At 71.0% G+C, this 21,620-nt stretch carries 19 protein-coding genes; 11 read left to right on the forward strand and 8 right to left on the reverse strand.

The genetic code is table 11. The features are described 5' to 3' along the window. Window positions 1–114: 114 nt before the first annotated feature. A complete protein-coding gene (locus AB0J42_RS18240; RefSeq protein ID WP_364295603.1) occupies window positions 115–2,082 on the reverse strand; it encodes a hypothetical protein in 1,968 nt (655 codons plus the stop codon). Window positions 2,083–2,116: 34 nt separating this feature from the next. Beyond that, window positions 2,117–3,508 (reverse strand): sigma 54-interacting transcriptional regulator, encoded by a 1,392-nt coding sequence (locus tag AB0J42_RS18245; RefSeq protein ID WP_364295606.1) that lies wholly within the window; start codon window positions 3,506–3,508, stop codon window positions 2,117–2,119. A gap of 171 nt (window positions 3,509–3,679) precedes the next feature. On the opposite strand from AB0J42_RS18245, the gene AB0J42_RS18250 reads away from it, so the two are divergent. The 3 genes from AB0J42_RS18250 to AB0J42_RS18260 all read left to right on the forward strand — a co-directional run bounded on the left by AB0J42_RS18250 (window position 3,680) and on the right by AB0J42_RS18260 (window position 6,513). After that, a complete protein-coding gene (locus tag AB0J42_RS18250; protein WP_364295801.1) occupies window positions 3,680–4,852 on the forward strand; it encodes an FIST N-terminal domain-containing protein in 1,173 nt (390 codons plus the stop codon). Beyond that, the gene (locus tag AB0J42_RS18255) at window positions 4,849–5,910 is read left to right on the forward strand and encodes an ROK family protein (protein ID WP_364295609.1); all 1,062 of its coding nucleotides are present in this window, start codon (window positions 4,849–4,851) and stop codon (window positions 5,908–5,910) included. Before AB0J42_RS18250 ends, AB0J42_RS18255 begins: the two co-directional genes overlap by 4 nt. Window positions 5,911–5,982: 72 nt before the next feature. Then, window positions 5,983–6,513 carry an adenylyl-sulfate kinase gene (locus AB0J42_RS18260; protein ID WP_364295612.1) on the forward strand — a complete coding sequence of 177 codons (531 nt, stop codon included), beginning with the start codon at window positions 5,983–5,985 and terminating at the stop codon, window positions 6,511–6,513. Between the two features lie 8 nt (window positions 6,514–6,521). Here the strand turns inward: AB0J42_RS18260 and AB0J42_RS18265 are convergent, their stop codons facing one another. Together AB0J42_RS18265 and hppD are read right to left on the reverse strand one after the other, a co-directional pair. After that, entirely contained in the window at window positions 6,522–7,943 is a 1,422-nt protein-coding gene (locus tag AB0J42_RS18265) for a M1 family metallopeptidase (protein WP_364295615.1), read from the reverse strand. A gap of 117 nt (window positions 7,944–8,060) precedes the next feature. Continuing rightward, window positions 8,061–9,170: a 4-hydroxyphenylpyruvate dioxygenase gene (hppD, locus tag AB0J42_RS18270; protein ID WP_364295618.1), complete on the reverse strand. Its 1,110-nt coding sequence runs from the start codon at window positions 9,168–9,170 to the stop codon at window positions 8,061–8,063. A gap of 103 nt (window positions 9,171–9,273) precedes the next feature. Between hppD and AB0J42_RS18275 the strand changes: the two genes are divergently transcribed. Together AB0J42_RS18275 and AB0J42_RS18280 are read left to right on the forward strand one after the other, a co-directional pair. Further along, window positions 9,274–9,759, forward strand: coding sequence for an Lrp/AsnC family transcriptional regulator (locus AB0J42_RS18275; RefSeq protein ID WP_364295621.1), 486 nt, complete (start codon window positions 9,274–9,276; stop codon window positions 9,757–9,759). A 95-nt stretch (window positions 9,760–9,854) separates the two neighbouring features. Continuing rightward, on the forward strand, window positions 9,855–11,969 hold the full coding sequence (locus tag AB0J42_RS18280; RefSeq protein WP_364295624.1) for a transglycosylase domain-containing protein: 2,115 nt from the start codon (window positions 9,855–9,857) through the stop codon (window positions 11,967–11,969). On the opposite strand, the gene AB0J42_RS18285 is transcribed toward AB0J42_RS18280, so the two are convergent. Next, complete coding sequence (locus AB0J42_RS18285; protein ID WP_364295627.1) at window positions 11,952–13,919, reverse strand: thioredoxin domain-containing protein; 1,968 nt, start codon at window positions 13,917–13,919, stop codon at window positions 11,952–11,954. The two genes, AB0J42_RS18280 and AB0J42_RS18285, sit on opposite strands and share 18 nt — an antisense overlap. Window positions 13,920–13,993: 74 nt before the next feature. Between AB0J42_RS18285 and AB0J42_RS18290 the strand changes: the two genes are divergently transcribed. Then, window positions 13,994–15,145, forward strand: coding sequence for a hypothetical protein (locus tag AB0J42_RS18290; protein WP_364295630.1), 1,152 nt, complete (start codon window positions 13,994–13,996; stop codon window positions 15,143–15,145). On the opposite strand, the gene AB0J42_RS18295 is transcribed toward AB0J42_RS18290, so the two are convergent. From AB0J42_RS18295 to mca, 3 genes are read right to left on the reverse strand one after another with little or no spacing between them, the layout of a single operon-like run. Beyond that, window positions 15,131–15,421: a GNAT family N-acetyltransferase gene (locus tag AB0J42_RS18295; RefSeq protein WP_364295633.1), complete on the reverse strand. Its 291-nt coding sequence runs from the start codon at window positions 15,419–15,421 to the stop codon at window positions 15,131–15,133. The genes AB0J42_RS18290 and AB0J42_RS18295 overlap by 15 nt on opposite strands. Further along, a complete protein-coding gene (locus tag AB0J42_RS18300) occupies window positions 15,422–15,601 on the reverse strand; it encodes a hypothetical protein (protein ID WP_364295636.1) in 180 nt (59 codons plus the stop codon). Window positions 15,602–15,643: 42 nt separating this feature from the next. Then, window positions 15,644–16,528 carry a mycothiol conjugate amidase Mca gene (mca, locus tag AB0J42_RS18305; protein ID WP_364295639.1) on the reverse strand — a complete coding sequence of 295 codons (885 nt, stop codon included), beginning with the start codon at window positions 16,526–16,528 and terminating at the stop codon, window positions 15,644–15,646. Between the two features lie 138 nt (window positions 16,529–16,666). Here mca and AB0J42_RS18310 point away from each other — a divergent pair, with 138 nt between their 5' ends. The 5 genes from AB0J42_RS18310 (at window position 16,667) to AB0J42_RS18330 (ending at window position 21,561) form a co-directional block, all read left to right on the forward strand. Next, entirely contained in the window at window positions 16,667–17,086 is a 420-nt protein-coding gene (locus AB0J42_RS18310) for a DUF4307 domain-containing protein (protein ID WP_364295642.1), read from the forward strand. Between the two features lie 108 nt (window positions 17,087–17,194). After that, on the forward strand, window positions 17,195–17,695 hold the full coding sequence (greA, locus tag AB0J42_RS18315) for a transcription elongation factor GreA (protein WP_364295645.1): 501 nt from the start codon (window positions 17,195–17,197) through the stop codon (window positions 17,693–17,695). A 47-nt stretch (window positions 17,696–17,742) separates the two neighbouring features. After that, on the forward strand, window positions 17,743–18,948 hold the full coding sequence (locus AB0J42_RS18320) for a C40 family peptidase (protein ID WP_364295648.1): 1,206 nt from the start codon (window positions 17,743–17,745) through the stop codon (window positions 18,946–18,948). Between the two features lie 71 nt (window positions 18,949–19,019). Then, window positions 19,020–19,553: a hypothetical protein gene (locus tag AB0J42_RS18325; protein ID WP_364295651.1), complete on the forward strand. Its 534-nt coding sequence runs from the start codon at window positions 19,020–19,022 to the stop codon at window positions 19,551–19,553. A 220-nt stretch (window positions 19,554–19,773) separates the two neighbouring features. Beyond that, window positions 19,774–21,561: a phosphoenolpyruvate carboxykinase (GTP) gene (locus AB0J42_RS18330; protein WP_364295804.1), complete on the forward strand. Its 1,788-nt coding sequence runs from the start codon at window positions 19,774–19,776 to the stop codon at window positions 21,559–21,561. Window positions 21,562–21,620: the final 59 nt, after the last annotated feature.

Below are 21,620 nucleotides of genomic sequence, written 5' to 3' on the forward strand. Positions count from 1 at the left end.
TTCCCGGTAAGAGGCGCGGTTATCGTCCCGTAAGGACTAAGACGCGCAGGCGGCGGCATTCGGACAGGTGATCCGCGCCTTTTTCCCTTACTTTCAGGACACAGAAGGGTGTCGTCAGCGCCAGCGGGCCCGGCGCACTCTGAGGAAGTCGCTGACCACGTACTCGCCCAGCCGGTCGGCGCTGGGGGAGAAGACGCGCCCGCCGTTGCGGCGGGCCACCTCGTCCACGAAGTCCTTGAGCCGGTCGTCGCCCGCCAGCATGAACACGTTGATCGTGGCCCGGCGGCGGGTCATCTTGTCGACCTCGGCCAGGGTCAGCTCCAGCGTCTCCGGCGAGGGCGGCCACTCGAAGGCGGAGTGGCCGTTGCGCAGCAGGTGGGCGGTCGGCTCGCCGTCGGTGACGACGAGCACCACCGGCTCGAAGTCGGGGTGCCGGTCCAGGTGGCGGCCGGCGATGAGCAGCGCGTGGTGCAGGTTCGTGCCCTGCACCATGTCCCAGTCGAGGCCCGCCAGCTCGTCCGGCTGCAGCACCCTGGCGTAGTTGGAGAAGCCGATGATCTGCACCGCGTCCTGCGGGAACTTGGACGCCACCAGCGCCTGCAGCGCGAGCGCCGTCTGCTTGGCGGCGGCCCAGGTGCCGCGGAGCGCCATCGAGTACGAGAGATCGACCAGCAGGCAGACGGCCGCGGCGGTGCGCCGCTCGGTCTCGGCCACCTCGAAGTCGTCGACCGACAGCCGGACCGACGGGCCGTTCTCGCCCATCCGCAGGCCGCCCCCGCGCACCCCGTTGACCAGCGTGCGCACCACGTCGATCGGCTGCTCGTCGCCGAACCGCCAGTGCCGCGACGAACCCGTCAGCTCGCCCGCCGCCCCGGCGTCGTGCTGGTCGTGGTCGCCCCGCCGGCCGGCGTCCAGCGAGGAGAACACCCGGCGCAGCGCCGTCTCGCCCAGCCGCCGCACCGCCTTGGGCGTCAGCTCCAGCTTGCCGCGGCGGCGCAGCAGGTAGCCCTGCTCCTCCAGCTCGCGCTCGATACGTTTGAGCGCCTCCAGGTCGTCGACCGCCGAGCGGCCCAGGGCTCGGCGGACCGCGGCCTCGTCGATGTCGTCCAGCCGCGCGCCGGGATAGTCCTGGCGCAGCGCCGACTCCAGCTGGCTCAGGTCGGCCAGCTCCTCCAGGGCGGTGACGGCGTCGCCCATGCCCAGGGGCTGGTCGCCGGTCATCCGCTCGGTGGAGTCCCACGCAAGGTCGGGGCGGCGGGCGTACAGGGCCTCGCCGAGGCGGCGCATCTGCTCGGACAGGCCGGCCTGGTCGAGGGTCTGGTTGATCAGGTTCTCGAGCTCCTCGCGCTGGCGCGGGGTCATCGAGGCGAGCAGCCGCTGGGTGGCCGCGGCGCGGCGGGCCAGCACGTCGACCAGCTCGCTGAGGTTGCGCGGCCGCTCCGGGAACATGTCGCCATATTTCGACATGAAGGCGTCGAAGTCCGCCTGGGTGTGCTCGCCCCTGGCGTCCTTGTCCAGCATGTCGTTCAGGTCCGTCATCATCTGACGGACCCGCTCCATCGCCTCCGGGTCCGGGTTGGCCAGCGCGTCGCGCATCCCCCGGAACTGGCTGTCGAGCACCTCGCGCCGCAGCAGGTCGCGCAGCTCCTCGAAGGTCTGCCGCGCCGCCGCCGAGCGCCATTCGTACGAGCTCAGCTGCTGGATGGCGTGGGCCGTGTCGTCCGGCAGCGTGTCGAGCTCGGCCTCGCGCGCCCTGGCCTCGTCGGACGGATCGGGGAACAGCTCGGCCCGCTCCTGGCCGATGGCCTTGTCGAGCAGCGCCCTGGCCCGCTCCAGCGTGCCGTCGAGGCGGCCGCCCTCCCGCAGCTCGCGGCGGCGCCTCCGCACCTCGCGCAGCATGTCGTCCAGGCCGCGCCGGTCACGGGCCCCGGGCAGGCCGCGCCGGAGCAGGTCGCGCAGCGCGTGCACCGGGGTCGAGCCGGACAGGATGGCGTCGCCCATCTCGTCCAGCGCCGCCCGCACGTCGTACGGCGGCGCGAGGGGATCAGGACCGTCGTGGTACTCGCCATAGCGGTAGGCCATCACGAATCCACGCTAACCCGCGCCGGGACGCCCGTCATGTCCGATAAACCGCGACCCCGTCGACGTCGTCCTTGGACAGCCGCCGCATCAGGTAGAGGCCCTCCAGCGTGAACTCCAGCGCCGCCGCCGCGTGACCGGGCGACTCGTCGCCCGCGCCCATGCCCAGCCGGGACATGATCTTGGCGAGGCCCTGGACCGGGCCGATGCGGCGCAGCAGCTCCGCGGCCGGGACCAGCTCGCCCGACTCCACCTGGTTGCCCTCGGCGAACTTGTCGGTCACCGGCGACAGGTCCATCCCGCCGAGCCGGCTCCGGAAGGTCTCGGCGACGGCCCGGCGCAGCAGGTGGGCCAGGATCTCGGTCTCCCTGCCCTCCTCGCTGACCTCGAACTCCACCTTGCCGCGCAGGCTGTGGACGATCGGAGTCAGGTCGCACACCCGGGCCACCGGCTGCTCCTCGCCGCACAGCGCCGCCCGGCGCACGGCCGAGGCCGCGGCGGTCTCGGCGGCCGCGATCGAGAACCGGGCCGACACGCCCGACCGGGCGTCCACGGCGGTGGACTCGCGCACCAGGCGGGTGAACCGGGCGACGGCCTCGATCAGGTGCTCGGGGACGTCGGCCCCGATGTCCGGCACGGACTCCTGGCGGATCAGCGTCAGCTCGTCCTCGACCGACCGCGGGTAGTGGGTGCGGATCTCGGCGCCGAAGCGGTCCTTCAGCGGCGTGATGATGCGGCCCCGGTTGGTGTAGTCCTCCGGGTTGGCGCTGGCGATGAGCAGGATGTCGAGCGGCAGGCGCAGGTTGTAGCCGCGGACCTGGATGTCGCGCTCCTCCAGCACGTTGAGCAGCGCCACCTGGATCCGCTCGGCCAGGTCGGGCAGCTCGTTGACGGAGAAGACGCCGCGGTTGGTGCGCGGCACCAGGCCGTAGTGGACGGTCTCCGGGTCGCCGAGCCGCCGGCCTTCCGCGATCTTGATGGGGTCGATGTCGCCGATCAGGTCGCCGACCGAGGTGTCGGGCGTGGCGAGCTTCTCGCCGTAGCGCTCGTCCCGGTGCTTCCAGGCCACCGGCAGCTCGTCGCCCAGCTCCTCGGCGAGGGCCTGGCAGCGTCCGCAGGCGGGCGCGTACGGATGGTCGTTGATCTCGCAGCCGTCGACGATCGGGGTCCACTCGTCGAGGAGCCCGGCGACGGTGCGGATGAGCCGGGTCTTGCCCTGGCCGCGCTCACCGAGCAGGACCAGGTCGTGACCGGCGAGCAGCGCCCGTTCGAGATGGGGCAGGACAGTGTCGTCGAAGCCCACGATGCCCGGGAACCTGGGTTCGCCCGTACGGAGCCTGGCCAGCAGGTTCTCGCGGACCTCGGCTTTGACGGTGCGATGAACGTGGCCGCTCTCTCGCAACTCGCGAAGAATACGAGGCAGATGCACGGGAACGAGACTACGTGCCCGCGAGGGAAAGCGGCAGGGAGTTTCGCATCTGGCGGAGATATCGGATCTCGACCATATCGTCACGTTTCGTATGCGTGCTCGCCTCTTTAGTGGGGAGAATCGGCCCTAGGGTAAGTGGACCAGGAGAGGAAGGCGAGATCCGTGGCCGTGATGACCAGCCGCTTCGCCGACGGCCTCGCCGTGGACTCCGACCTGGTGGGAGCCGCGGAACGGGCGGTGAACCAGGCCCTGTCCAGGCTCAGCGGGCCGGCTGACCTGGTGTGCTTCTTCATCTGCGGAGACGATCCCGACGACGTGGCCAGGGCCGGCGAGCGCGCGATGCGGATGGCGCCCGAGGCGCACGTGATCGGCTGCAGCGCCACCGGGGTGATCGGCGGCGACACCGGGGTGGAGCTGACGCCCTCGGTGAGCGCCTGGGCCGCCACCCTCGAAGGCGCCGAGCTCACCACGTTCGCGCTGGAGACGCTGACCGCCGAGGACCGGTTCGTGGTGGTCGGCCTGCCCGAGCGCAGCCCCGACGACCACGTGGCCATCCTGCTGGCGGACCCGTACTCGTTCCCCGCGGACGCCTTCGTCGAGCGCTCCATGGACGTGCTGGGCGACCTGCCGCTGGTCGGCGGGCTGGCCAACGGAGTCCAGGGGCGCGGCTCCGTACGTCTCTTCGCCGACGGCGAGATCTACACCGAAGGCGCCATCGGTGTCCTGATCAGCGGCTCGGTCAACGTGACCACCCTGGTCAGCCAGGGCTGCCGGCCGATCGGGCCCAACATGGTCGTGACCCGCGCCGAGGAGAACCTGCTGCTGGAACTGGCCGGGCAGCCCGCCCTGTCCCGGCTGGAGGACATCGTCACCGACCTGGACGAGGACGACCGCGAACTGGTCGCCGCCGGGCTGCAGATCGGGCTCGCCATGGACGAGTACGCCGAACGGCACGAACGCGGCGACTTCCTGATCCGCGGCGTCATCGGCATCGACCCCGAGCGCGAGGCGGTGGCCATCGGCGACATCGTGGAGATCGGCCGTACCGTGCGCTTCCAGGTGCGCGACGCCGCCACCGCCGACGAGGACCTGTACGACCTGCTCGACGCGCACCGGCAGCAGCTCGGCCGGGTCGACGGGGCGCTGCTGTTCTCCTGCAACGGGCGCGGCTCGGCGATGTTCGGCACCGCCGACCACGACCCGCTCGCGCTCCGCGACACGCTCGGGCCGGTCGGCGTGGCCGGGTTCTTCGCGGCCGGCGAGGTCGGGCCGGTCGGCGGGCACAACCACGTGCACGGGTTCACCGCGTCGCTGCTGGTGTTCTCCTCGGCGGACGGCGAGTGATCCTGGCGGTCGACGTCGGCGGCACCAAACTGGCCGCCGCCCGCGTGTCCCCCGACGGCGCCGTTCTGGACGTGCGGCGATCGGCGACCCCGCAGGACGCGGACGCCGAAACCCTCTGGCAGGCGCTCCTCGCCGTCATCACGCCCCTCTCCGACGGGGTGACCGGCGTCGGCGTCGGCTGCGGCGGCCCGATGACCTGGCCCTCCGGCGTCGTCTCGCCGCTCAACATCCCCGGCTGGCGCGGCTTCCCGCTGCGCGACCGGCTCTCCGCCCTGTTCCCGGATGTTCCGGTACGGATCCACAACGACGCCATCTGCCTGGCCGTGGCCGAACACTGGCGCGGGGCCGGGCGGGGCGTCGCGGACATGCTGGGCATGGTCGTCTCGACCGGCGTCGGCGGCGGCCTCATCCTCGGCGGCCGGCTCGTCAACGGCGGCACCGGCAACGCGGGGCACATCGGACACGTCGTCGTGGAACCGGACGGCGGGCCGCCCTGCGGCTGCGGCGGCCACGGCTGCCTCGAAGCGGTCGCCCGCGGCCCCGCCCTGACGGCCTGGGCCCTCGCCCAGGGATGGACCCCTGGCGGGCAGGACGACCTCGGAGAAATCCACGCGGGTGAGAGCGCGCGAGCCGTCGCTGGAGGGTGCGGCGAGGCGGGTGCGGCGCCGCCTCTGGATCAGCCTCGGCCGGGAGGGGCGGTCGCTCCTGGGCGGGTAGACGTTGGGGCGTACCGGGAGGAGCGGGCGGTTACCGGGCGGATGCTGGCGGCGGACGCGCGGGCGGGGGATGAAGTGGCGGTGGCGGCGATGCGGCGGGCGGGGCGGGCGCTGGGGATCGCCATCGCGTCCGCGACGCACCTGTGTGATCTGGAGCTGGTCACCATCGGCGGAGGGCTGTCACAAGCTGGGGAGTTGCTGTTCGGGCCGCTGGAAGAGGCGCTGAGGGAGCACGCCCGGATGGAGTTCGCCCGCCGCCTGCGGGTGGTGCCCGCGTCGCTGGGTCAGGAGGCCGGTCTGATCGGCGCCGCCGCCCTGATCATCGCGGGTGACACATACTGAGGTCTCTTGAGGTCGCTGGGGTGACGGGTATTCGGGTTGTCGTTCGTACTGGCTGCTTGACAGCATGATCGGATGGACGAGGCCGCAGCGCTGCTGATCACCGGAACGGTCGGGGCCGGGAAGACCTCGGTGGCGGAGGCGGCAGGAGAGCTGCTGGCCGAGCGCCGCACACCCCATGCCGTGATCGACCTCGACGGGCTCCGGAGGTTCTGGCCCGCCCCGGAGGACGACCCGTTCAGTCTCGGGCTGACGCTGCGCAACCTGCGGGACGTCGCCCGGAACTTCCTGGACGAAGGAGCCCGCCGAATTGTGCTGGCCGGGGTCGTGGAGAGCCGGGACGAGCGTAAGCGCTACGAGGAGGCGCTGGGCGTCCGACTCGTGGTGTGCCGGTTGCGGGTGCGCCTGCCCGTCGTCCACGAAAGGCTGGCGCGCCGTCACGAGGGTGACGAGCCCGGCCTGCGGTGGCATCTCGGCCGTTCGGGCGAGCTCGACCGGATCCTCGACGAGGCCGGGGCCGAGGATGTGACCGTCGACGCCACCGAGCGGCCGGTGAGGGACGTGGCCGCCGCGGTGCTGGAGGCGGCCGGGTGGCGCCGAGGCTGACGGCAGGGTCAGACGGCGGGGCGGCGGGGCTGGAAGAGCCAGGCGTCGAAGAGGGAGCCGAGCTGCTTGCCGGACAGCCGTTCGGCGAGCGCGGTGAACTGGTCGGTCGTCGCGTTGCCGTGTTCGTGCTCGGCCGCCCAGGTGCGGAGCAGCTTGAAGAAGGTGTCGTCGCCGATCTCCTGGCGCAGGGCGTGCAGCGTCATCGCACCCCGGAGGTAGACGGACTCGTGGAACAGGTCGTCGGGCCGGGTGTCGCCGGGCGGGTAGGACCAGATGGCGTCGTCGGCCGCGCGGTTCAGCGCGGTGCGAAAGCGCTGTTCGGCGGTGGAGTCGCCGCGGTGCTCGGCCCACAGCCACTCGGCGTAGGTGGCGAAGCCTTCGTTGAGCCAGAGGTCCTTCCAGCGCTTGATGCTGACGCTGTTGCCGAACCACTGGTGGGCGAGCTCGTGCGCGATGATCGACTCGTCCGGTTCGAAGCCGCCGTACATGGGTTTGGTCTGGTTCTCCAGCGCGTAGCCCGCGGAGAAGTCGTCGATGACGCCGCCGGTGGAGCCGAACGGGTAGGGGCCGAAGACCTTGACCCAGTGGTCGGTGATCTCGCCGGAGCGTTCGTAGAGCTTGTCGAGCGCGCCGGCGTAGCGCGGGTCGGTGGCGGCCAGGTTGGGGATGCCGCCCGCGGTCTTGCCCTCGCGGAGCCGGAACTTGCCGAGGGTGGCGGTGGCCAGGTAGGTGACCATCGGGTTGGACTCGCGCCAGGTGAACGTGGTGCCGCCGCCGGCGGCGGGTTTGCGGCTCAGCAGCTCGCCGTTGGCCAGCGCGGTCACCCCGCGCGGGACGGTGATCTTGAAGTCGAAGGTGGCCTTGTCGGCCGGGTGGTCGTTGGCGGGGAACCAGGTGCGGGCGCCGTTCGGCTCCGCGGTGACGAACGCGCCGTCCTTGGTGGGGATGAACCCGTACGTGCCGAGGTTGGACGAGCCGCGCACCGGCTGCGGCTCCCCGGAGTAGGCCACCCGGACCGCGAACTCGGCCCCCTGCGCCAGCGGCTTGGCGGGGGTGACGGAGAGCTCGTCGCCGTCGCGGGAGAACCGGGCCGCCGCGCCGTCGACGGTGACCTCGCTCACTTTGAACCCGTGCAGGTCGAGGTTGAACCGGGACAGCGGCTGGGTGGCCGTCGCCCGGATCGTCGCCTCGCCGTCGAGGTGCTTGCTGGCCGGCACGTAGCCGATCTCCAGCGCGTAGTGGGCGACGTCGTAGCCGCCGTTGCCGTCGAGCGGGAAGTGGGGGTCGCCGATGCCGGGCGCCCCCGCGCCCGCCCGCGCGGCGGCGGGCGGGCTCCCGTCGGAGCCGGTCGACCCCTTCGACGGCTCGACGGCCGCGCCGCACGCCAGCAGGTTCAGCGTGGCGAGCAGCGCCACGGCCCCCCGTGTCATCGACCCCATGAGCGGGACAGCCCCTTTCGGTGAGTGATCAGCAGCGTACGGTGAGTGAGCCGTTGATCACCACCCGGGCAGCAGGAAACCCGCCGGGGACGGCGGGTTTCCGTGACCTCAGAGGTTGCCCCGGCGCTCCTGCTCGCGCTCGATGGCCTCGAACAGGGCCTTGAAGTTGCCCTTGCCGAAGCCCAGCGACCCGTGCCGCTCGATCAGCTCGAAGAAGACCGTCGGCCGGTCCTGCACGGGCTTGGTGAAGATCTGCAGCAGGTAGCCGTCCTCGTCGCGGTCGACCAGGATCTTGCGCTTCTTCAGCTCCTCGATGGGCGCGCGCACGGTGCCGATGCGGGCGCGCAGCTCGGGGTCGTCGTAGTACGAGTCAGGCGTGTCCAGGAACTCGACCCCGGCCGCCCGCATGTGGTCGACCGTGGTGATGATGTCGTTGGTGGCCAGCGCGACGTGCTGGACGCCCGGCCCGCCGTAGAACTCCAGATACTCGTCGATCTGCGACTTGCGGCGGCTGACGGCCGGCTCGTTGAGCGGGAACTTGACCTTGCGCGAGCCGTCGGCGACGACCTTCGACATCAGCGCCGAGTACTCGGTGGCGATGTCGTCGCCGATGAACTCGGCCATGTTCGTGAAGCCCATCACCTTGCGGTAGAACTCCACCCATTCGTCCATCTTGCCGAGCTCGACGTTGCCGACGCAGTGGTCGACCGCCTGGAAGAGCCGCCCCGACTTGGTCGCGGGCGGCGGCACCAGCGGCTTGGCGGGGGCGTACCCGGGCAGGTAGGGGCCGGTGTAGTTGGAGCGGTCGACCAGCGTGTGGCGGGTCTCCCCGTACGTGGCGACGGCGGCGACCGTCACCTTGCCGTGCTCGTCCTCCAGCGTGTGCGGCTCGGCCAGCCCGCGCGCACCCTGGGAGACGGCGTGCCGGTAGGCGGCCTCCACGTCCGGCACGTCGAGCGCCAGGTCGATCACCCCGTCGCCGTGGTCGGCCACGTGCCTGGCCAGGTCGGTGCCCGGCCGGATGGACGCCCGGAACTCGAAGGTGGCGCCGCCGGAGGTGAGCACGTAGGCGGCCTCGTCGCGGCTGCCGTTCTCCGGCCCTCGGTAGGCCACCAGCTTCATGCCGAACGCCGTCGCGTAGTAGTGGGCGGACTGCTTGGCGTTCCCGACCGCGAACACCACGGCGTGCATGCCGTTCACCGGAAAGACATCACTCATAGGGCCAACTCTCAGTATGGATGGACGAGTTGCGCAAGAGTTGCCAGAATGAGTGGACAATCTGCTCAGCCTATTGGCCCGTACGACGGGAATTCTGTACATCATGACGATCGACGAGCTGGACGCCCGGCTCATCGCGCTGCTGACCACCGAGCCGCGCCTCGGCGTGCTGGAGTGCTCGCGCCGCCTCGGCGTCGCCCGGGGCACCGTCCAGGCCCGGCTGGACCGGCTCACCGCCCGGGGCGTCATCACCGGGTTCGGGCCGGACGTGTCGACCGCGGCGCTCGGCTACGACGTGACCGCGTTCGTGCTGCTGGAGATCCGGCAAGTGGCCGGGCACGACCCGGTGGCCGACCGGCTCGCGCACATCCCCGAAGTGCTGGAGGTCCACACGGTCACCGGCGCCAGCGACCTCATGTGCCGGGTGGTGGCCCGGACCAACGCCGACCTGCAGCGCGTCATCGACGGCATCGTCGAGGTCCAGGGCGTGCTCCGGACCTCCTCGATCATCGCGCTCGACACGCCCGTGCCCTACCGCGTGCTGCCTTTGGTGGCCGATGTCCCACGCCGGGCGGCCCGCGAGCCGTAGCATCGCGGATGGGACGAGGCACCGTAGTCGAGCGCTTACCCTTACATTCGCCCAGATGGCAGGGGGTCGGGAGGCGTGACGGGGTGGTGAGAAAGGTGTTGCGGAAGCGGCGGCTGCTCCGTCTCGCGCTGATCGTGGCGGGGGCGGTGATCGCCGTGGTGGCCGCGCTGTTCGGCGTGGCGTGGGCGCTGACGCCCATCCCCGACAGCACTCAGGCGGACGCCACGGCCCAGGGGTCGGTCATCTACTACCGCGACGGCAAGACCGTCATCGCCCGGCAGGGCGTCGACCGCCGCAACGTCGAGCTGGACAAGGTGCCCGAGCACGTCCGCGCGGCCGTCATCGCCGCCGAAAACCGCTCCTTCTACGAAGACAGCGGCGTCTCCATCAAGGGCACCGCCCGCGCCGTCTGGTCCACCGTCACCGGGCGGCAGCTCCAGGGCGGCTCCACCATCACCCAGCAGCTCGTCCGCAACTACTACAGCGGCCTCAGCCAGGAGCGCTCGGTCGTCCGCAAGGCCAAAGAGATCATGATCGCGATCAAGGTCGACCAGTCCAAGCCGAAGGACTGGGTGCTGGAGCAGTACCTCAACACGATCTACTTCGGCCGCGGCGCCAACGGCGTGCAGGCCGCCGCCCGCGCCTACTTCGGCAAGGACGTCGGCGACCTCACCGTCGCCGAGGGCGCCTACCTGGCCGCGGTGATCCAGCAGCCCTCCCGGTTCGCCGCCCCCGAGGGCGCCGACCTGAAAGCCGCCGAGGCCCGCTGGCAGTCGGTGATCAGGGCCATGACCGAGACCGGCGCGCTCACCCCCGAGCAGGCCGCCGCGCAGCGCTTCCCCGAGCTGAAGGCGCCGAAGAAGCCGTTCCGGCTCAAGGGCCAGGCCCGCTACATGCTCCAGCAGGTCACCGACGAGCTGAACCGGCGCGGCTACACCGACGAGGACATCAACGGCGGCGGCCTGAAGGTCGTCACCACCTTCGACAAGAAGCTCATGGAGGCGGCCGAGCGGGCGGTGAAGGGCACGCTGCCGGAGTCCACCCCGAAGAAGGTCCGCACCGGCCTGGCGGCCGTCGATCCCGCCACCGGCGAGGTGCTCGCCTTCTACGGCGGCAACCCCTCCAGGTCGCAGTACGACAACGCGTTCTCGGCCAAGGTCATGGCCGGGTCCACGTTCAAGCCGTACACGCTGGCGGCGGCGCTGGAGAGCGGGCTGGGCCTGTCCACCCGGGTCAACGGCAACTCGCCGATGCGGGTGGCGGGCGACCCCGACCACCCCATCCCCAACGACGGCAACCGCTCCTACGGCTGGATCGACCTGGTCACCGCCACTCGAAACTCGGTCAACACCGCCTTCGTCGACCTCGCCCAGAAGGTCGGCGCGCGCAAGGTGGCCGCCACCGCCGAGGCGATGGGCATCCCGGCCGACCAGCTCGGGCCGCACGTGGACCACGCGTCCTTCCCGCTCGGCGTGGCCTCGGTCAGCGCCGTGCAGAACGCCGCCGGGTTCGCCACCTTCGCCAACGAGGGCGTCCACATGGAGGCCCACGTCATCAGGTCGGTCACCAACGCCGACGGCATCAAGGACGTGGTCCGGCCGGTCGCCTCCCAGGCCATCGGCAAGCGGGCCGCCGCCGACGCCGTGTACGCGATGCGGCAGGTCGTCGAGTACGGCACCGGCACCGCCGCCCGCCTCTACGACCGGCCCGTGGCCGGCAAGACGGGCACCACCGACGACTCCAAGGCCGTCTGGTTCAACGGCTTCACCCCGCAGCTCGCCACCGCCGTCAACATGTTCCGCGACGACAACGAGACCGTGAGCATCCCCGGCTACGGGGTGCAGTTCGGCGGTCAGCTGCCCGCCCAGGTGTGGCGGGCGTTCATGGCCGAGGCGATGGAGGGCAAGCCGGTCGAGCAGTTCGCCCAGCCGTCGGGCGTCGGCACCTGGTCCGGTTACGAGCCGCGCGAGCGCGACCAGATCCGGCACGACGACACGCCGTCGCGCGAACCCGAGCAGCCGCAGCGCGAACGGTCCACGCCGGAGGAGACGGAGCCGCCGCTCACCGACGAGGAGCCGTTCCTGGACCTGGTGCCCGAGGACGAGCCCCGGCAGCGGGAGCGGCCCGAGCAGGACGCCGGGCCGCCGCCCGTCGACGAGGAGCCCCCGCCGGTCGTCCCGGAGGGCGACACCTCACCGTTCGGCGACTGAGCCGAGCTGCACCCGCAGGTCCTCCACCGTGGTCACCGGCAGCTTGCAGGCGAAGCCCCGGCACACGTAGGCGGCCGGCGCCCCGCCGACGAGGCCGCGGCCCTGGAGCAGCGGCACCTCCGGCTCTCCGTCGCCGGAGCCGGGCGCGACCACCAGGCCGGGCGCGCCCGACAGGTACGTCTCCTTGTGCAGCGCGCGCGTACGAGGGTCGTCCGGCGGCCCGACGACCGCCACCTCGACGGGACCGTCGAGCGCCGCCCGGGCCACCGCCAGCCCCCACCCGGCGAACCGGGCGTGCTTCCCGGCCAGCACCGACACCGTGCCGAGCGCGGCGTGCGCCGCGTCGCGGTGGCGGGCCGACCCGGTCAGCGCCGCGTACGACAGCAGCGCCCCGGCCGCCGCGTACTGGCCGGACGGCGTGGCGTTGTCCGTGGGGTCCTGCGGCCGCTGGAACAGCCGCTCGGCGTCGTCGGCGGTGTCGAAGAAGCCGCCCGAGCCGTCGCCGAACCGGTCGAGCACGGCGTCGAGCAGCGTCTCCGCCAGCCGGAACCAGCGGGCCTCCCCGGTCACGCCGTGCAGCGCGATCAGCCCTTCGGCCACGTTGGCGTAGTCCTCCAGCACTCCGGCGTTGCGCCCGGCCTGCCCGTCACGGGAGGTCCGCAGCAGCCTGCCGCCCTCGACGTGCACCTCGTCCAGCAGCACCGCCGCCGCGGTGGCCGCCTCCACCAGGTCGGGCCGGTCGAACACGATCCCGGCCTCGGCCAGGGCCGCGATGGCCAGCCCGTTCCAGCTCGCCACCACCTTGTCGTCGCGTTCCGGCCGTACCCGCTCCTCCCGGGCGGCGAGCAGCCGCGCGCGGACCCGTGCCAGCCGCTCGGGGTCGTCCGGGTCCTTCAGGAGTTGCAGCACCGACGTGCCGTGCTCGAACGTACCGGTCACCTCGAAGACCCGCACGGCCCAGTCGCCGTCGTCGGGCCCCAGGACGTCGCGGAGCTGCTCCGGAGTCCAGACGTAGAACTTGCCCTCCTGGCCCTCGGTGTCGGCGTCCAGGGCGGAGGCGAAGCCGCCCTCGGGGGTGCGCAGCTCGCTCAGCAGCCACTCGGCGGTCTCCAGCGCCACCCGGCGGGCCAGCGGCTCGTGCGCGGTCGTCCACCAGTGGGTGTAGACGCGCAGCAGCAGCGCGTTGTCGTAGAGCATCTTCTCGAAGTGCGGCACCACCCAGCCGGCGTCCACGCTGTAGCGGGCGAAGCCGCCGGCGAGCTGGTCGTAGATGCCGCCCCGGGCCATCGCCTCCAGCGTCTTGCCGGACATGTCGTGCTCGCCCATGCGGAGCAGGAACTCCAGCACCATCGACGGCGGGAACTTCGGCGCGCTGCCGAACCCGCCGCGGACCGGGTCGAACGACTCGCGCAGGTTGGCGACGGCCTGGTCCAGCGTCGCGGCCGTGGGCAGCGGGCCGCTGGGCAGGGTGCCGGCCGAGTTAAGCGCCTCCACCACCTTCGCGCCCTGCTTCAGCACGTTCTCGCGGTCGTGCGCCCAGGCATGGTGCAGGCCCGTCAGCAGCCGCTGGAACTGCGGGCGCGGGAAGTACGTGCCGCAGTAGAACGGATGGCCCTCCGGGGTGGCGAACACGGTCATCGGCCAGCCGCCCTGCCCGGTCATCGCCTGGGTGGCGCTCATGTAGACCGCGTCCACGTCGGGCCGCTCCTCGCGGTCGACCTTGACGTTGACGAAGTGCTCGTTCATCAGGCGGGCGGTCTCGGGATCCTCGAAGCTCTCGTGAGCCATGACATGACACCAGTGGCAGGCCGAATAGCCGACGCTCACCAGCAGCGGGACGTCACGCCGCGCCGCCTCGCGCATCGCCTCCTCGCCCCAGGGCCACCAGTCGACCGGATTGTCGGCGTGCTGGAGCAGGTAGGGGGAGGTCTCGCCACTGAGCCTGTTCATACCGTCAGACTCTCACACCCTCCACAGGGCCCGGCAGGTGCGGGAGCCCCGGGAGGAGGCGTAGTTTACGGAGCGTGGACCTGGAATTCGTCAGCCGCCACGCGGGCCGTCCGGCGACCGCTCTGACCCGCAGGGATGTGGCGCGGGCGCTGCTGGCCGTGCCCTCCGGGGTGGCGCTGGTGGCGCTGCCCGACCTGCGCAGGGCCCTGATGGCCGTGGGCAACCCGCTGTCCGCGCCGTTCTGGGACTCAGCCAGGACCACCCTGGCGGCCATCGAGTCCGGCACGGCCACGGTGGGTGACGTGCAGCGCTGGTCCGAGTCGACCGGGACCGAGCCGATCCTGCTGACGCCGAGCTACTTCGTCTGGCCCGAGGAGGACGAGCGCGGGCCGGTGGCCCAGGAGATGTACGACCTGCTCGTGGCCCACCTGGAGAAGCTGGTCGACGCGGGCGAGATCGACCCCGACGCGCTCGCCCGCGGCGACCATCAGGCCCGTCGCGCGTACGAGGAACTGCAGGAACGCTGGCTGGCCACGCCGCTGCCCGACGGGCGGGTGCCGGGGTTCGCGGTCAGCGACGAGCAGGACGAGGAGCTGTTCTCGGCGTGGGACGAGGAGGAGGCGTTCGCGCTGGAGGAGCTGCGGCGCATCACGGACGAGCTGCCCAAGCGGCCGGAGCTGCCGATCGCCGACCTGGAACGGGCCGCCGCCCGGCTGCGCACGCTGCTCGCCGTCGCGGGCTACCCGGGCAACGTGCTGCGGGCCTGCGCGGGCTTCGACACCGAGGCGACGCCGGACGACGACGTGGAGCTCTGGCTGACGGTGGCCGCCGGGATCGCCGGGCCGGTCTCGGACCTGCCCGAGGAGGGGGACCTGCTGGAGGAGTTCACCGACCTGGACGGTGAGGTCAGCCGGGAGGACGAGATCATGGCGCACCTCTGCGCGATCCAGCACGCCGACTGGCTCGCCGCCGTGGCGGCGCTGGCCCGGATGGGGCCGGGGGTGCTGGCCTCGCCGGAGCGGATCGCCCGCCTGATCGCCGAGTCGGAGGACATCGACGCCGACGAGCAGGAGCTCGACGACCTGGCGTCGACCGAGCGCCTCTTCCAGCCGGTGGTGACGCTCTGGGCGCACCTGGGCATCGTCGACGGCGACGACGTGCTCACGCCGCTCGGCTGGTGGGGCCTGCCGATGGCGCTGGAGCGCGCCTGGTCACCGCGCGACTGAGTCGACCAGGTCGTGATATTCGGGGTGGCGCTGGATGTAGCGGGCGACGTACTCGCACCGGGGCTCGACCTTCAGGCCGGTGTCGCGGGTGACGTCGAGCGCGTGTTTCACCAGCCGGCCCGCGAGGCCCTTCCCCTCGTACGCGGGAAGCACCTCGGTGTGGGTGAAGACGACCTTGGTGGGCAGCAGCAGGTAGTCGGCGAACCCGGCGACCTGGCCGTCCACGATGATCTCGAAGCGGCTCTTGCCGGTGTTGTCGACGACGTCAGGGGGCATCTACTCGGCCTTCTTGTCTTCGAGCCGCTTCTCTTCGAGCTCGGCCTCGCGGGGGACCTCGATCTTGCCCATCTGCTTGTTCATCGACTTGATCAGGAAGTAGAGGGCGAATCCGAGAAGGGCCACCACGACGAAGCCGAGCAGGCCCGGACTGACCTCACCTGTTGCCAGAACTATCACACTTCCAGTCTGCCACCCGGGGGCCGTGCTCCGGCCTCCGCGTCAGTGGCAGGCCGGGGAGGTCTCCGCGGCGTGGATGCCGGCGAACAGGTCGTCCTCCGGCAGCTCGGTGTCGACCAGCGAGCGGGCCAGGTGGTAGTCCTCCGTCGGCCAGATCTCCTCCTGCAGCTCGCGCGGGCAGACGAACCACCAGCCGTCGGGGTCGACCTGGGTGGCGTGCGCCTTCAGGGCCTCGTCACGCAGGTGGAAGTACTCGCCGCAGGGCACCCGGGTCGTCACCTCCCACTTGGCGGGGCGGTCCTCCCAGCGGGAGATCCAGTCGGCGTAGGGGGAGCCCATGCCGCGCGCCTGCATGGCTTCGTGCAGCGCCTCGAACCGGGCCCGGTGGAAGCCCATGTGGTAGTAGAGCTTGAGCGGCTGCCACGGGTCGCCGGTGCCGGGGTAGCGGTCGGGGTCGCCGGCCGCCTCGAACGCCTCCACGGACACCCGGTTGGTCATGATGTGGTCGGGGTGCGGGTAGCCGCCGTCGTCGTCGTACGTGAGGATCACGTGCGGCCTGAACTCGCGCACGGCGGCCACCAGCGGCGCCGAGGCGTCCTCGAGCTTCTGCAGCGCGAAGCAGCCCTCGGGCAGCGGCTCGTCCTCGTTCTCCGGCAACCCCGAGTCGACGAATCCCATGAAGCGCTGCTGCACGCCCAGGATCTCGCGCGCCCGGTCCATCTCGGCCCTGCGCACCTCGGCGATGTTGGCCACGATGTCGGGCCGGTCCATCTTGGGGTTGAGCACGGAGCCCCGTTCGCCCCCGGTCAGGGTGCAAACCAGCACGTCGACGCCTTCGCGGACGTATCGTGCCATTGTGGCTGCGCCCTTGCTCGACTCGTCGTCGGGGTGGGCATGGACGGCCATCAACCTCAGCGGTGCACTCACGGGCTCGACGTCTCCTCAGACACATGGACCGATCAGTCGCCCAGAGAGGCTAGTTTCTGCTGGGCGGTCGCGAGGGCATGACCCCCGCGGGCGACAATTGTCTCGGATAACGCCGAGGGAGTGCAGGGAGATTCCACCATGGCCACCAGAGATGCCGGGAACGGGCCCGTTCTCGGCACCCCCGACGACTTCCCGGACCGTCCCGAGCGGGGTGGCCGGCTCGTCGTGCATGTCGTGATCGGCGTGCTCGTGGCCATCATCGCGGGCGGCTGGGGCTACGTGATGTGGTCCATGAACGGCAGTGCCAACGGCGCGATCGCCCAGGTGATGACGTTCAAGGTGCAGGGGCCGACGGAAGCCGAGATCACCTTCCTGGTCAGCAAGCCCGACGACCGCGAGGCCGTCTGCCGGGTCCGCGCCATGGACGTTTACCACGTGGAAGTGGGCAGCAAAGAGGTAAGAATCCCGCCCGGTCAGGGTACGAAGCAGGTCAAGGAACGCCTCAGCACCAGCGCGGAGGCGACTTCCGTCCACGTCCAGTACTGCAATCTCGTATAGTGAGACATTTGGGGAAGCGTTCGTGCGACTGACTTGTTAGCCTTTCGCAATTCAACCGTACGTAACCCTCAGTGATCTCAGGGCCCCCTAGGCAAGCAAGGAGAACCCGTGGCCGACTCTCGCGATGAGAACGTCACATGGCTGACGCAGGAGGCGTACGACCGCCTGAAGGCCGAGTACGAATATCTCTCGGGGCCCGGGCGTGTCGAAATCGCCAAGAAGATCGAGGCCGCCCGGGAAGAGGGTGACCTCCGTGAGAACGGCGGCTACCACGCCGCCAAGGACGAACAGGGCAAGATGGAGGCGCGGATATTCCATCTGCGCCAGATCCTCGACAACGCGCGCGCGGGCAAGCCGCCCGCGGCCGACGGCGTCGTCGAGCCCGGCATGACCGTGACCATCCGGTTCGTCGGCGACGACGACGAGGTGACCTTCCTGCTCGCCTCGCGTGAGGAGAGCGGCGCGCCGATCGACGTCTACTCGCCCAAGTCGCCGCTGGGCGCCGCGATCAACGGTAAGAAGGTCGGCGACAAGGCGACCTACGCCCTCCCCAACGGCCGCCAGAACACCGTGGAGATCCTCGAGGCAGTGCCCTACATCGGCAGCTGATGCACCCTGAACGGAGCCGCCGGGCCTCGAAAGGCCCGGCTGATTTCATGCGCGGTGGTTCCGGCATCGGCCGGGATCTCGGCTTCCTGCTGAGGTCCGGCCGGCGCCGCGACCACCGCCGCCTGATCCCGTTCATCGTGGTGACCCTCGTCGCGGTGCTCACCGCCGACGTGCTGCTGCTCACCGAGGCCAACCGGCCCTCCGAGCCGGCCGCCGAGCCCGTACGGGTGCGCCAGACGCCCCGGCAGAGCCTGATGGCCGACAGCAGGACCGTGCGGCCGGTGGCGCCCCTCGGCAAGCTCCACAAGCCGCACGTGTTCGTGGTGACCCGCAAGCCGTTCACGCAGAAGCAGTTACAGAAGATCGCCCGCCTGTCCGGGGTGCGCGCGCTGGAGCTGGCCGACGCCGCCAGCGTCACCCTCGACGGCAAACGGGTGCAGACGCTGGCCGTCGAGCCGTCCACCTTCCGCGCCTTCACCCCCAAGGTGACGGCCACGTCCGACCCGCTCTGGAACAACGTCGCCGCCGGCGACGTCGCGGTCTCGTTCGTGCTCGGCAACGACGGCGGGCTCAGCCTGCACCGCAAGGTCAGCGGCCCGGCGGGGCCGATCCGCGTCGGCGCCTACGCCACCACCGGCTTCGGCGCCGTCGACGCGGTCGTGTCCAAGGAGACCGGCCGCGACCTCGGCCTGCCCCGCGACAACGCGCTGATCATCAGCGCCCCCAAGGCCGACTCGGCCCGGCTCCGCGACAAGGTGCTCAAGCTGCTGCCCAAAGGCACCCAGGCGGCCCTGGTCAACCCCGTGCGGCCGCAGCCGCAGGTCAAGGCCCGCGACTGGCCGACTGGCGCGTTCATGACGGGCGAGCAGCTCACCGCGGCGCTGCGCGCCGCCGCCTCCAAGCTCGGCAGACCGTACGTGTGGGGAGCCGAAGGGCCTGACAGCTTCGACTGCTCCGGGCTGGTCCAGTGGGCCTTCGCCCAGGCCGGGGTCAAGATGCCCCGGGTGACGCACCAGCAGTGGGTCACCGGCCCGCAGGTGCCGCTCTCGCAGGCGCACCCGGGCGACCTGCTGTTCTGGCGGCACGACCCCACCAACCCCGGCTACATCTCGCACGTGGGGATCTACTGGGGCGACGGGAAGATGCTGCACGCGCCGCGCACCGGCGACGTGGTGAAGATCGTGCCCGTCAGCACCCGCAACCTGGCCGGCGTCGTCCGGGTCAGCCCGCAGGTCGCGGCCCGGGTCCGCTGAAACGTCCGCACAGGCCCCGAGAGGCCGCATCGGTCATGTCTTTTCGGCGTCAGCTGTGTAATGGTGATTACATGGCAAGCGAAGACGACATCGCGCAGATACGCGGATGGTTCACCGGGCGGCTCCCTGAAGGCTGGTTCACCGGCGCGCCCGAGATCGTCAGGGACCGCGAGGAGATCGCGGTGCTCGGCACCCTGCCCGACCCGCCCGGCGACGTCGACGAGGCCGAGCGGGCCGCGCTCGTCGACGGCCTCATCGGGCGCTTCCGTGAGGAGACCAGGGAGCGCCGCATCGAGATCGCCAAGGAGGCCGAGCGGAGGTTCCGCCAGAAGGTCTCCTGGGGCGTGACCTGCGGCGGCGAGACTGTGATGTTCACCACACTCTCGGTGCCCGTCATGACGAGGCTGCGCCAGGCCGAGCGTCAGGTCCTCGACACTCTGGTGGCGGCAGGCGTGGCCCGCAGCCGCAGCGACGCACTCGCCTGGTGCGTCCGGCTCGTCGGCAAGAACACCGACACCTGGCTGGCCGACCTGCGCGATGCGCTGCGACATGTCGACCGGGTACGTGCCGCGGGCCCCGACGCGAATTCCCGGAGAATGGACTGAACCAATTCCGGAATTGGTTTAGACCAGCGCCGGTGGTATATACCAGTGCGCTGCGGAGTTTTTTTTAGACCCGGTTCCGGTGGGTAGGGTCCCCCAAATCGTCAGGGCCGCTGCCTGCGGCGACGTCGCGAGGCCGAAAGGTCTACGCCAATTGGCTTTCCCGTGTCGTCGCATGAATGATGAGCGGGCCCGGTGAGAGTGGAGGAGCCGAGTCGTGTCCGTGACCGTGGAAGTCCCTGCGCCGACCAGGAATGCCGAATTGGTCGCCTGGGTCAATCAGATAGCCGCGCTTACCCAACCGGACCGAATCGAATGGTGTGACGGTTCCGAGGCCGAATGGACGCGCCTGACCAACCTTCTGGTCGAGCAGGGCACGTTCACCCGCCTCGCGAAGCGGCCCAACAGCTTCTACGCGGCCTCCGACCCGAGCGACGTCGCCCGGGTCGAGGACCGCACGTTCATCTGCTCGGAACGTCAGGAGGACGCCGGACCCACCAACAACTGGATCGCGCCCGACGAGATGCGCGCGACCTTCGCCGAACTCTTCAAGGGCTGCATGCGCGGCCGCACCATGTACGTGGTGCCGTTCTGCATGGGGCCGCTCGGCAGCGAGATCTCCCAGGTCGGCGTCGAGATCACCGACTCGCCGTACGTCGCCGTGTCCATGCGGATCATGACCCGGATGGGAGAGCGGGCGCTGCGCCTCATCGAGGAGCGCGGCGGCTTCGTCAAGGCCGTCCACAGCGTCGGCGCGCCGCTGGCCCCCGGCCAGCGGGACGTGCCCTGGCCGTGCAACTCCACCAAGTACATCAGCCACTTCCCGGAGACCCGCGAGATCTGGTCGTACGGCTCCGGCTACGGCGGCAACGCGCTGCTCGGCAAGAAGTGCTACGCGCTGCGCATCGCCAGCGTCATGGCCCGCGACGAGGGCTGGCTGGCCGAGCACATGCTCATCCTCAAGCTGACCCCGCCCTCGGGCGAGGCCCGCTACATCGCGGCCGCCTTCCCGAGCGCCTGCGGCAAGACCAACCTGGCCATGCTGCAGCCCACCATCCCCGGCTGGAAGGTGGAGACCATCGGCGACGACATCGCCTGGATGCGCTTCGGCGACGACGGCCGGCTCTACGCCATCAACCCCGAGGCCGGGTTCTTCGGCGTCGCGCCGGGCACCGGCGAGGTCACCAACGCCAACGCGGTGAAGACGCTCTGGGGCAACAGCATCTTCACCAACGTCGCCCTCACCGACGACGGCGACGTCTGGTGGGAAGGGCTCACCGAGGAGCCGCCCGCCCACCTGACCGACTGGAAGGGCCGGCCCTGGACCCCGGACAGCGACGAGCCGGCGGCCCACCCGAACGCCCGCTTCACCACCCCGGCCTCCCAGTGCCCCACCATCGCCCCGGAATGGCAGGACCCCAAGGGCGTACCGATCTCGGCGATTCTGTTCGGCGGCCGCCGCGCCACCGCGGTACCGCTGGTCACCGAGTCGCTGAGCTGGCAGCACGGCGTCTTCCTCGGAGCCAACGTCGCCTCCGAGAAGACCGCCGCCGCCGAAGGCAAGGTCGGCGAGCTGCGCCACGACCCGTTCGCCATGCTGCCGTTCTGCGGCTACAACATGGGCGACTACTTCGGCCACTGGCTGAGGATCGGGCGGCGCGAAGGCGCTGTGCTGCCGCGCATCTACTACGTGAACTGGTTCCGCAAGGACGCGGACGGCCGGTTCATCTGGCCCGGCTTCGGCGAGAACAGCCGCGTGCTCAAGTGGATCGTCGACCGCCTCAACGGCGAGGCCGAGGCCGTCCCGACGCCGATCGGGCTGCTGCCCGAGACGCTCGACACCGAAGGGCTCGACCTGCCGGAGGAGGACCTGCGCACCCTGCTCACCGTCGACCGCGACGCCTGGCGGGAGGAGGCCGCGCTCATCCCGGCCCACTTCGAGAAGTTCGGCTCCCACCTGCCCAAGGAGCTGTGGGAGGAGCACCGGGCGCTGATCGACCGGCTCGGCTGAGCCACACGGTGCGCCGGCCGTCCCCGTGACGGCCGGCCTTCTCATGCCCGGGAACTCCT

This window comes from Nonomuraea sp. NPDC049649, from assembly GCF_040675175.1.
Taxonomy (GTDB): domain Bacteria; phylum Actinomycetota; class Actinomycetes; order Streptosporangiales; family Streptosporangiaceae; genus Nonomuraea.

What these genes read in the sequence shown, in the direction of transcription:
- AB0J42_RS18260 (WP_364295612.1), top strand. Translation starts at nt 5,983, where the DNA reads ATGGACGAGGCCGCAGCGCTGCTGATCACCGGAACGGTCGGGGCCGGG.
- AB0J42_RS18250 (WP_364295801.1), top strand. Translation starts at nt 3,680, where the DNA reads ATGACCAGCCGCTTCGCCGACGGCCTCGCCGTGGACTCCGACCTGGTG.
- AB0J42_RS18320 (WP_364295648.1), top strand. Translation starts at nt 17,743, where the DNA reads ATGCGCGGTGGTTCCGGCATCGGCCGGGATCTCGGCTTCCTGCTGAGG.
- hppD (WP_364295618.1), bottom strand. Translation starts at nt 9,170, where the DNA reads ATGAGTGATGTCTTTCCGGTGAACGGCATGCACGCCGTGGTGTTCGCG.
- AB0J42_RS18310 (WP_364295642.1), top strand. Translation starts at nt 16,667, where the DNA reads ATGGCCACCAGAGATGCCGGGAACGGGCCCGTTCTCGGCACCCCCGAC.
- AB0J42_RS18325 (WP_364295651.1), top strand. Translation starts at nt 19,020, where the DNA reads ATGGCAAGCGAAGACGACATCGCGCAGATACGCGGATGGTTCACCGGG.
- AB0J42_RS18295 (WP_364295633.1), bottom strand. Translation starts at nt 15,421, where the DNA reads ATGCCCCCTGACGTCGTCGACAACACCGGCAAGAGCCGCTTCGAGATC.
- AB0J42_RS18240 (WP_364295603.1), bottom strand. Translation starts at nt 2,082, where the DNA reads ATGGCCTACCGCTATGGCGAGTACCACGACGGTCCTGATCCCCTCGCG.
- AB0J42_RS18285 (WP_364295627.1), bottom strand. Translation starts at nt 13,919, where the DNA reads ATGAACAGGCTCAGTGGCGAGACCTCCCCCTACCTGCTCCAGCACGCC.
- AB0J42_RS18265 (WP_364295615.1), bottom strand. Translation starts at nt 7,943, where the DNA reads ATGACACGGGGGGCCGTGGCGCTGCTCGCCACGCTGAACCTGCTGGCG.
- AB0J42_RS18275 (WP_364295621.1), top strand. Translation starts at nt 9,274, where the DNA reads ATGACGATCGACGAGCTGGACGCCCGGCTCATCGCGCTGCTGACCACC.